11 protein-coding genes are annotated in these 10,006 nt (G+C 73.0%); 2 read left to right on the forward strand and 9 right to left on the reverse strand.

What is annotated here, in order from left to right:
* The 8 genes from VF468_19320 to VF468_19355 all read right to left on the reverse strand — a co-directional run.
* Positions 1-685: PfkB family carbohydrate kinase (locus VF468_19320; protein ID HEX5880441.1), on the reverse strand; the 685-nt coding region annotated here is incomplete at its 3' end.
* Positions 682-1,821, reverse strand: coding sequence for an N-acetylglucosamine-6-phosphate deacetylase (nagA, locus tag VF468_19325; protein ID HEX5880442.1), 1,140 nt, complete (start codon positions 1,819-1,821; stop codon positions 682-684). The genes VF468_19320 and nagA, both read right to left, overlap by 4 nt.
* Positions 1,818-2,771, reverse strand: coding sequence for an ROK family protein (locus VF468_19330; GenBank protein ID HEX5880443.1), 954 nt, complete (start codon positions 2,769-2,771; stop codon positions 1,818-1,820). Before VF468_19330 ends, nagA begins: the two co-directional genes overlap by 4 nt.
* 3 nt (positions 2,772-2,774) lie before the next feature.
* Positions 2,775-3,674, reverse strand: coding sequence for an SIS domain-containing protein (locus VF468_19335; protein HEX5880444.1), 900 nt, complete (start codon positions 3,672-3,674; stop codon positions 2,775-2,777).
* Positions 3,675-3,676: 2 nt separating this feature from the next.
* Positions 3,677-4,582, reverse strand: coding sequence for a carbohydrate ABC transporter permease (locus VF468_19340; protein ID HEX5880445.1), 906 nt, complete (start codon positions 4,580-4,582; stop codon positions 3,677-3,679).
* Positions 4,583-4,592: 10 nt separating this feature from the next.
* The gene (locus tag VF468_19345) at positions 4,593-5,504 is read right to left on the reverse strand and encodes a sugar ABC transporter permease (GenBank protein HEX5880446.1); all 912 of its coding nucleotides are present in this window, start codon (positions 5,502-5,504) and stop codon (positions 4,593-4,595) included.
* 39 nt (positions 5,505-5,543) lie between these two features.
* Positions 5,544-6,953, reverse strand: a complete 1,410-nt coding sequence (gene ngcE / locus VF468_19350; protein ID HEX5880447.1) for an N-acetylglucosamine/diacetylchitobiose ABC transporter substrate-binding protein — start codon at positions 6,951-6,953, stop codon at positions 5,544-5,546.
* A 30-nt stretch (positions 6,954-6,983) separates the two neighbouring features.
* Positions 6,984-7,781 (reverse strand): SIS domain-containing protein, encoded by a 798-nt coding sequence (locus VF468_19355; GenBank protein ID HEX5880448.1) that lies wholly within the window; start codon positions 7,779-7,781, stop codon positions 6,984-6,986.
* Between the two features lie 70 nt (positions 7,782-7,851).
* Between VF468_19355 and VF468_19360 the strand changes: the two genes are divergently transcribed.
* Positions 7,852-8,850, forward strand: a complete 999-nt coding sequence (locus VF468_19360) for a BadF/BadG/BcrA/BcrD ATPase family protein (GenBank protein HEX5880449.1) — start codon at positions 7,852-7,854, stop codon at positions 8,848-8,850.
* 81 nt (positions 8,851-8,931) lie between these two features.
* Here VF468_19360 and VF468_19365 read toward each other — a convergent pair whose 3' ends face one another.
* The gene (locus VF468_19365) at positions 8,932-9,540 is read right to left on the reverse strand and encodes a YciI family protein (protein HEX5880450.1); all 609 of its coding nucleotides are present in this window, start codon (positions 9,538-9,540) and stop codon (positions 8,932-8,934) included.
* Between the two features lie 197 nt (positions 9,541-9,737).
* On the opposite strand from VF468_19365, the gene VF468_19370 reads away from it, so the two are divergent.
* Positions 9,738-10,006: hypothetical protein (locus tag VF468_19370; GenBank protein HEX5880451.1), on the forward strand; the 269-nt coding region annotated here is incomplete at its 3' end.

Below are 10,006 nucleotides of genomic sequence, written 5' to 3' on the forward strand. Positions count from 1 at the left end.
CCTCCGGGGTGAACGCGGCCATCCCGTCCGCCCCGAGCGAGACCACGACGGTCTTCGCGCCCCGCCGCCGGAGCTCGGTGGCCGCCGCGGCGACGTCGCAGACGCCGGTGGTGCCGAGCAGCTCGCCCGCGTTCGGCTTCACGATGTCGGCCCCGGCCGCGGCGGCCTGGAGGAGGGCCGGACCGACGGTGTCGACCAGGACCATGACCCGATGCGCGGCGGCCAGGCGCACGAGCCGGGCGCAGGCGGCGTCGTCGGTACCGGGTGGCAGGCTTCCGGAGACGACCAGCGCCGTCGCCCCCGGAAGCCTCGCGGCGAGCCTCGTTTCGAGGTCGTCCCATCTCGTTGCGGGAACGGGAGGGCCCGCCTCGTTGAAGAGGGTCGCCTCGCCGTTGCTGGAATCCACCACGGCGATGGATCGTCTCGTCGGCCCCTCGACCGCGATCAGCTCGTGGGCGAGCCCACCCCGAGCCAGGTCGGCCGTGACGGCGCCGGCCGTCCCGCCGCCGACGAACCCGAGGACCACGGTGTCGTGGCCCAGCGCCCGGAGGACGCCGGCGACGTTGACCCCCTTGCCGCCGGCCCGCTCCCCGACCCTTCGCACGCGGTGGCTCGACCCCGGAGTGAGCTGGTCGACCTGGTAGGTGACGTCGAGGGCGACGTTGGGGGTGACGGTGAGGATCATGGCGTCCGCCCGTCGACCCAGGACCCTCGGTACAGGACGGCCCGCACGGTGAGGTCCTCCTCGAGCACCACCAGGTTGGCCAGTCGCCCCGGCGCGATGCGGCCGACGTCGTCGAGCCCCAGCACGGCCGCTGGCGTGGTGGCCGCCGCCCGCGCGGCCGCGGCCACGGGGAGGCCCTGGCCCTGGACGGCACGCCGGAAGGCCGTGTCCATCGTCAAGGTGCTGCCCGCCAGTGCCGACCCGTCCGCGAGCTCGGCCCGCCCGTCGCGCACCCGGACCGCCGATCGACCGAGGGTGTACAGGCCGTCGTCCGCGCCGGCGGCCGCGATGGCGTCGCTGACGAGCGCGGCGCGAGCCTCGCCGACGGTCTCCAGCACCCAGCGCACGAGCGACGGATGGAGGTGGAGGCCGTCGTTGATCAGCTCGCAGACGACCTCCGGACGTTCCATCAGCGCCACGACCACACCCGGTTCGCGGTGGTGGATCGGCCGCATCGCGTTGAAGAGGTGGGTCGCGACCCTGGCCCCGGCGTCCACCGCCGCATGGGCGACGTCGTAGGCGGCGTCGGTGTGACCGATGGCCGGCACCGCCCCTGCCGCGGCGACCTGGGCGACGGCGTCGATGCCGCCGTCCAGCTCGGGAGCCAGGGTCGCCATGCGGACGGCGCCGGGCCGGCGGCACAGGAGCTGGTCGAGGGCGGCTGGCGTCGGGGCTCGCAAGAGCTGCCGAGGGTGCGCGCCACGACGGGCCGATGACAGGAACGGCCCTTCCAGGTGGAGTCCGGCCACGGTCTCGTCGTCGACCAGCTCGGCCAGGGCGGAGATCTGCCGCAGGAGGTCCGCAAGTGGCGCGGTGACGAGGCTGGCCAGCAGGGTGGTGGTGCCGTGCCGCCGATGGAAGCACGCGACCGCGGCGCCGTCCTCGGCGGAGCCGGTCGTGAAGCTGCCGCCCCCGCCACCGTGCACGTGGATGTCGACGAAGCCCGGGACGACCAGCCGGCCGCCGGCCGGCTGGTGCCGGTCCACGGGGAGGTGGCCGCGACCGACCTCGGCGAGCCGTTCGCCCTCCCAGCGGACCCAGCCACCCTCGACCACCTGGTCGTCCTGGACCACCCGCGCGTCCGTCAGGATCGTCACGCACCGCCTCCGACCTGCGGGGTTCCCGTCCGCCCGAGCGTCTCCCAGGCCAGGAGGGCGGCGCCGAGGACGCCGGCCTCGTCCTGCAGGGTGGCGGGCACCAGCCGCGGCTGCCGGACCGCGCCGAGGTGGCGACCCAGTGCCTGGCGGATCGGCTCGAAGAGCAGCCTCCCCGATCGGGCCAGCCCGCCGCCGAGGAGGATCGCCTGCGGCGCGAGCACGACGGAGGTCCAGGCCAGCGCCAGCGCCAGCGCCGCCGTGGCGTCGGCCCAGACCCGCCGGGCGGCCGGGTCGCCGGCGGCCATCCGTTCCGCGACCTCCCTGGCATCGGACGGCGGCCGCCCGGAGGCGGCCGCGTAGCGGCGGGCGATCGCGGCGGCGGAGGCGACCGCCTCGACGCAGCCACGCCCCCCGCAGGTGCACGGTTCCCCGTGGCCCAGGTCGACGTGACCGATCTCGCCCGCGTAGCCGCCGCCGCTGACGAGCCTTCCCTGGATGACGATTCCGGCCGAGACGCCCGTGCCGATGGGGACGAAGACCAGGTCCTGGAGTCCCTGGCCGGCGCCCAGGCGCCACTCCGCCAAGGTCCCGGCCCGGACGTCGTGGCCGAAGCCGACCGGCATCCCGGTCGCCCGCTCGACCAGGGACCGGACGGGTACGTCCCGCCAGCCGACGTTCTCCGAGTGCACGGCCAGTCCACGCCGTTCGTCGACGATGCCGGTGACCACGAGCCCGACGCCGTTGACGCCGGCGTTCCCTGGCGCCGCCGCCGTGAGCTCGTCGACCGTGGCCAGGATCGCGGCCAGGACCTCGCCGGGCCCGCGGTGGCGGGGGGGCGTCGGCCGGCGCAGCCGGGAAACGACCCTGGCGTCGCGGTCGACCACCGCTCCCTTGATCGTCGTCCCGCCGACGTCGATGGCCGCGACACAGTCGGTGGGGGACAGGGGGATCGCCTAGCCCGACCGAGAGGGAAGGATCACCGATCGGCTGAGGTTGCGCGGCCGGTCCGGGTCGAGCCCCCTGGCCGCGGCGAGCGCGACGGCCAGCCGTTGCGCCTTCACCAGCTCGGCCATCGGGTCCCCGGTGGGGGTGAGCACGAGCGCGCCGGTGGCCGCGACCTCCTCCGGCAGCGACGCCGGGGGATCGGAGAGGAACCACACCGCGCTCCGGGCGTCGGTGATGCTGATGGGGCCATGCCGGTACTCCATGGCCGGATACGACTCCGCCCATGCCGAGCAGGCCTCGCGCAGTTTGAGCGCCGCCTCGTTCGCAAGCCCGACGGTCCACCCGGAGCCCAGGAACGTGAACTGTGTCCGCTCCAGCAGGCCGGCCGGCAGCTCGGCCACCGCGGCCTGGTCGGCCTGGGCGACGGCCGGCCCGAGGTCCTGACCCAGGCTCGCCCGGAGCAGGGCGAGCGTGGTCGTGGCGAACCGGGTCTGCACCACCGACCGTTCGTCGGCGAAGTCGAGCACGATCGTCTGGTCGGCGGCGCCGGTCACGGCGGAGGCGGGGTCCGCGGTGACGGCCAGGGTCGGCTGCCGTCCCCGGAGCTGCTGGAGGAGGGTGAGGACCTCGGTCGTCGTCCCCGACCGGGTGATGGCGAGCAGCCGGTCGTAGCCGCGCCCTCGGGGCATCTCGGAGGCGGCGAAGGCGTCCGTCTCGCCCCGGCCCCCGGACTCCCGGAGGGAAGCGTAGGCCTGGGCCATGAACCAGGACGTCCCGCAGCCCACGACCGCGACCCGTTCACCGTCCCGGGGCAGCAGGCCCTGGGACCGTGCGGCGACCTCGACGGCACGCCGCCAGCAGGCCGGCTGCGACAGCAGCTCGGCATGGACGAACGGTTCCCGACCCATGGCTACTTGAGGGTGCCGCTGGTCAGGCCGGCCTGGACCTGCCGGTAGAAGAGCAGGTAGACGACCACGACGGGAACCATGGCGATGGTCAGGGCGGCGAACAGGGCGCCCCAGTCGCCCTCGTAGCGCTGGCTGGCCAGCAGTGTCGCGATGCCCTGGGCGAGCACCGGCTTCTCGGGGGACAGGAACTGGGGGAGGACGAACTGGTTGAACTGGCCGATCACGTTGAAGATGCCGATGCTCAGCAGGCCGGGCTTGGCCATCGGCAGCATCACCCGGAAGAAGACGCCGGCGTGCGAGCAGCCGTCCATGAACGCGGCCTCGGCGACCGACGTCGGCAGCGTCTTGAAGAACGCGTGCATGAAGAACACGGTGAACGGCAGGGAGTAGGCGACATAGACCAGGATCAGTCCCTGGTAGGTGGACAGCATGCCCAGGTTCTGGACCACGAAGAACAGCGGCACGATGGCCAGGAACACCGGGAACATCATCCCGGCGGCGAACAGGTAGTAGACGAGCCGGTTGCCGGGGAACCGGTACCGGGCCAGCACATAGGCGGCCATCGACCCGAGCAGCATGGTCAGCACCACGCCGCCGGTGACGACGATGACGCTGTTGAGCAGGTACTGGCCGACGCCCTTGTCCCAGGCCCGGGCGAAGTTCGACCACTGGAAGACCTCGGGCAGCGACCACGGCGAGCCGAAGATCTCGCCCGAGGTCTTCACGGAGGCGAGCAGGGCCCAGGCGAACGGGACCAGCACCATCACCGACCAGCCGACCAGGACGACGTGGGAGAAGACGTTGACCCCGACGTCGCCGGCCCGGCCGGTCCTGCGGCCGTCGCCGGGCCGCCTGGGCGGCGCGGTGGTCGGTTGGCCTGCGTCGCCGGTGCGTGTCGTGACGGCCATGGCGGGTCCCTCAGTACTCGATCCGCTGGCGCCGGGTGGCGCGCAGCATGATGGCGGCGATGATCAGGGTGAAGAAGAACAGGACGACACCCATCGCCGACGCATAGCCGGCGCGGCCGAACTGGAAGCCGTTCTGGGCGATCTGGAGGGAGATCACCTGGGTGGCGTTGGCCGGTCCGCCCGGCCCGGGGGTCATCACCGCGACCAGGGCGTAGACGTCCAGGGCGAGGATCGCCAGGTACACCCAGGAGGTCTGGATCGTGTCCCACAGCAGCGGGATCGTGACCCGGAAGAAGGTGGCCACCCGCCCGGCCCCGTCGATCAGCGCCGCCTCGTAGATGTCCCTGGGGATCGAGGACATGGCGGCGTTGAACAGCACCAGGTAGAACCCGACGCTGCCCCAGACCAGGACCCAGAGCACGCAGTACAGGGCCAGGTTGGGGTCGGCCAGCCAGCCCGAGCCCCCGAACCCGACGCGCCGCATGGCGCTGTTGACCAGGCCCGTCGGCGTCGGGTCGAGGATGACGGCCCAGATCACGGCGATCACCGGGACCGACAGCACCTGCGGCAGGAAGAAGGCCAGCTTGTAGAACCCGGACCCGCGCACGCCCCTGACGCCGACGCCGGATCCCGCCCCGCCCACGTTCAGCAGGAAGGCGTAGAACAGGGCCAGCAGGATCACCGCCAGCGGCATGCCCACCAGCAGCACCAGGTTGTTCCGCACCGCGCGCAGGAACAGCGAGTCCTGCGTCAGCGTCTGGAAGTTCTGCAGCCCGACGAAGTCAAACTGTGGCGAGACGCCGGTCCAGTTCGTCAGCGAGTAGTAGAAGGCCTGGACGAACGGCGAGATCACGAAGATCGCGTACAACGCCAGGGGCAGGACCAGGAAGCCCACGATGAACCGGTACTGACCGTGTCGCATCGCACTCCTTCTCCGCGCCGGGCCGAGGGACCTCGCCGGCTAGCTGCGCGTGCGCTTCTTGGTCTGCGGGTCCTTGGCGGTCTCGTCGGCCGCCTTCTGGCAGGCGGCGCAGAACTCGTCGGCGGTGACGCGGCCGGCCGCCAGCTCACCGAAGGCCGTCTCGATCTTCGGCCGCATCGGCGAGTACCAGACGAAGAAGTAGTAGTTCCAGTTGTTGTCGCCGCCGGCCTTGACGAGCTCGCTGGCCGACGCCGCGGCCGGGGTGAGGTCGAGGCCCTCGCCGGCGCCGGTGACGACGGTCGGGGCGGCGGTGAGCTCGGTGAACTTCGACGCCCCCTCCTTCGACAGCATGATCCGGAGGTACTCCTGGCCGCCGGGGACGTTCTTGGCCTTGGCGGGCACGATGAACGCCTCGGCCGCGCTGACCCGGGTGGACTGGAACGGCAGCTTGGAGCCGTCCATCAGGGGGGTCGGGGCGACCGTGGTGGCGAAGTCCTCGGGCGCGACCTTCTTCTGCTCGTTCTCCAGCCACGAGCCGGAGGGGATGAAGGCCGCCTTGTGCTCGTTCCAGCGGGTCTGCGACTGGATGTGGTCCAGCCCCTCGGTGCCCTGGAGCATGTAGCCCTTGGACTTGATCTCCAGCAGGGCCTCGGCGGCCATCTTGACCGACGGGTGCTTCCAGGCGTTCGGCTCCAGGCTGTCGATCGCCTTGACCACCTCCACGCCGCCGTGCTTGACGGCCATGTCCATCGTCACCTGCTGGATGTAGTACGGGTACTTGCCCTGGTGGGCCATGGGCGCGATCCCGTCGCCCTTGATCTCCTCGGCGAGGGTGAGGAAGTCGTCCCAGGTCTCGGCCGGTTGCCAGCCCTTCTGGTCGAACAGCGTCTTGTCGTACCAGAGGCCGTAGACCTCGAGGGCGTAGTTCAGGACCAGGATCTTGCCGCCGTAGTCGCCGGCCTCGATCGCCACCGGGTTCAGGGTGTCCCTGATCTTGCCGCCGTCGATCGACTCGGCGTCGAACAGCGGGGTCAGGTCGGCCAGCTGGCCGGTGTCGGCGAGCGTGGCCAGCGGCAGCTGCTCGGCGCCCGAGTTGTCGATCACGTCCGGGGGGTTGCCGCTGTTGAAGCGGGGCTGGAGCTGCTGGCGGATGTCGGTGATGCCGGCGTGCTTGATCTCGGCGTTGGGGAACTTCTTCTTGTACAGCTCCTCGTGGAACTTGGCGTAGTCGTCGCCGTAGCCGCCCTTGAAGATGACGACGTCGAGGGGGGCGTCGGCCTGCACGCCGAAGGGGTTCTCGGCGCTCGTCTCGCCGCCGCCGCTCTCGGTGCCCCCGCCGCCGCCGCTGGCGCAGCCGGTCAGCAGGGAGCCGCCGCCGGCGGCGGCGACCGAGACCAGGACGGCCCGCTGGAGGAACAGCCGCCGCGAGTACTGGTTGGGGGTGCCCATGGACCTGTCTCCTTTGAGAGATCGGGGGACTCAGGCAGTACGTCGGATGCGTCCGGCGTATCGAGCTTCCAAGGTGCTGTTGCGTTCATACCCACCAGGGACGTTGGCTGACACATAGACGGGCGGTGCCTCGCCGGCCTCGAGCAGCCGCCGGACGACCTCGGCGACGACCAGCTGGGCGAGCAGGGCCGCCGTGATGGACGACACCGCGCAGGCGGTGCCGCCGCCGGGCAGGGGGAGCACGGCGTCGCCGTAGGGCGCGCCGTTGTCGAGGGCGACGTCGGCGTGGTCGATCAGCTTGGCGCCGGACGGGTGCCGGGAGTCCACGCCCGTCGTCTGGGTGAACGAGGTGATCGCGATCAGCCGGTGCCCGTGCTCCTTGACCAGCCGCGCGAACTCGACGATGGCGCCGTTGACGCCGGAGTTCGAACCGATGACGAACACGTCGGCGGCCGCCACCGCGGCGAGGTCGTACAGACGGTGGGCGACCTGTGGGTCGCGCTCCAGGAGGCCGTCGCCGAGCACCTCGGGCGACTCGCCGCCGAAGATGACCACGTCCCGCAGGGAGATCCGGTTGGTCGGCACCAGCCCGCCCGCGCGACCGGCGAACTCCATCGCCAGGGCCTCGGAGTGCCCGGTCCCGAACGCCTGGACGACGCCGCCGGCCCGCAGCGACGCCACCACCAGCTCGGCCGCCTGCTGGACCGGCCCCCCGGCCTGCCGGCTGACCCTGGCCATGATCGGCGCGAGGGCATCGAGGTAGGCCTGGGCGCTGACGGCGCTCCCAGGGGCCCCGGTGCCGCCGGCCGCACTGCGCGCGTCCACCATCGAAGCTGGCCTCCTGTCCATCGGCTGCCTGCCGCTGCGACAATGTCCATTCCCGCTGACTGGAGCCCCTATGCGCACAGAGTCGTTGGTCCTCGGCGGCGACCTCGGGGGGACCTCGACGCGCGTCCTCGTGGCCGGGACCGACGGGCGGGTACGCGGCCGGAGCACCGCCGCCGCCGGCAATCCCGTCAGCCACCCCGACGGGGCGGCGGCCGCGTTCGGCGACGCGCTGCGCGCGGCGCTGGCCGGGGTCGACCCCGTCCGGGTGGAGGCGTCGGTGATCGGCGTGGCCGGGGTGTCGGCGCTGCGGACGGCGTCGGTGGCCGCGCGGTTCGGGCGGGTCTGGGCGGACGCCGGCCTGCGCTGCGACCCCGGGTACGCCGCCGACCTCGAGGTCGCGTTCGCGGCCGGCACCCCTGAGCCCGACGGCTCCGTCCTGGTCGCGGGCACCGGGGCGACCGCCGGGGCCGTGACCGACCGCCGGTTGACGCGGACCGCGGACGGCCACGGCTGGCTGCTCGGTGACGACGGCTCGGGCTTCTGGCTCGGACGCGAGGCCGTCCGGGCCGCCCTGCGCACCCTCGACGCCGGGGAGCCCCCTGGCCGCCTGGTCGGCGCCGTGCTCCGCGAACTGGGCGCGGCCAAGACGGCCGACCAGGTCCCCCCGGCGCGGGCCCGGCCCGCGGCCGAACGGCAACGCGACCGGGTGATCGAGGCGGTCCACTCGCGTCCCGGTGTCCAGCTGTCGGCGCTCGCCCCGCTGGTCAGCGCCGCCTACCGGGACGGCGACCCGGAGGCGCGGTCGATCGTCGAGCGTGCCGCAGCCGCGCTCCTCACCACCCTCGGCCGGATCCGGCAACCGGGCGAGACCACCCCGATCGTCCTCGCCGGGAGCCTGATGAGCGACCCGTCCCCGGTGGGGACGACCGTGCGGGCGCTGCTCCCGGGCCAGTTCGCCGGGCCGGTCCGCCCGGCACGCACCGAGGTGGGCGGTGCCGCCTGGCTGGCCCTGGCCGCGCTCGACCCGACGCTCGCCAGCCGCGACGCTCACGCGCGGCTTTGTGGCTGACGCTTCGGGGCGTCACCTGGCGCCCGCGCCGGCCGGCCCGCGGACGAGGGTGTCGGTGGCGGAGCCGGCGAGCAGGCCGCGTCAGCCCTGGTGGCGCCCGCCGAACTGCCAGTCGTGGACCTCCACGCTCGCATACAGCCCGGCCTGCACGTAGGGCGCCCCGGCCAGCATGGCCTCCACAGCGGCGCGGTCACCGAGCTGCACCAGCAGCGCGCTGCCCACCCACCCGGCGCCGTCCTCAGCCAGCAAGGGGCCGCGCAGGATGAACCCGTCGCGGTGGCCGGGCTCGCCCAACCAGCGCCGCTGCGCCGCCTCCAGGGCCTGGCGGGCCGCCTCCACGCCCGGCTTGGCGCGGCCGATGACCAGGAAGCGCTGGTCATCGCCGGGCTCGGCGGGGTAGTCCCACATCGTGCGGCCCAGCGCGTTGCGCCAGCGGCGCACCAGCACCTCGCCGTACACGCCGGCCCGGTAGAAGGGCTCCTGGAAGGCGAACCCCCGCGCTGCCTGGGCGTCGGGCAGGTCCACCATATGCATGCTGCCGGTCCAGGTGGTGCGGTCCGGGGTCAGCGTCGGCCCCCTGGCGATCATCGCCTCGGCATAGCCGTCCATGAACGACCAGTGGGCCTCGGCCAGCTCCTCGGCCAGCGCCTCGGTCCCCGGCCGGCCACGGCAGTAGAAGAAGTATTCCACGCTCAGGCACGCTCCCTTCCACGCCTGTTCGGTGCCCTCGGTCCCGCCCAGATCAGCACCCGCCGCATAGCCACCGTGTCCAGGAAGCGGGACAACTCCGAACCTTGCCGCCATGGCATTAGCATGGCCTGAACAAGGCTGCGATCGATGGGCTTGCTCTCACGCGCCGGGTGGCGTATGAGCGGGAGGGCGGCAGGATGCGGGCACGGGCTGGCTGGTCATCGTCGTCGCTCTGTCCCTGGGCCGCGCGCAGCCTCTCCCGCCAGTGGCTCGGCGGCGGCGTCACCGTCAGGACGCTGCGCACCGACCCCGACCAGGTTGCGGGGATGCTGGCCCTCCCACCGGCGGGCAGCCCAGCGCGGGTGGCGGTGCTGGCCATCGGCGGCTCGGGGGCGGCGTTGGCATGGCGGCGGACGCGGCCCTGCTCGCCTCCCACGGCCATCCCACGCTCGCCCTGGCCTACTTC

The sequence above is a fragment of the Actinomycetota bacterium genome (genome assembly GCA_036280995.1).
In the GTDB taxonomy this organism is placed as follows: domain Bacteria; phylum Actinomycetota; class CALGFH01; order CALGFH01; family CALGFH01; genus CALGFH01.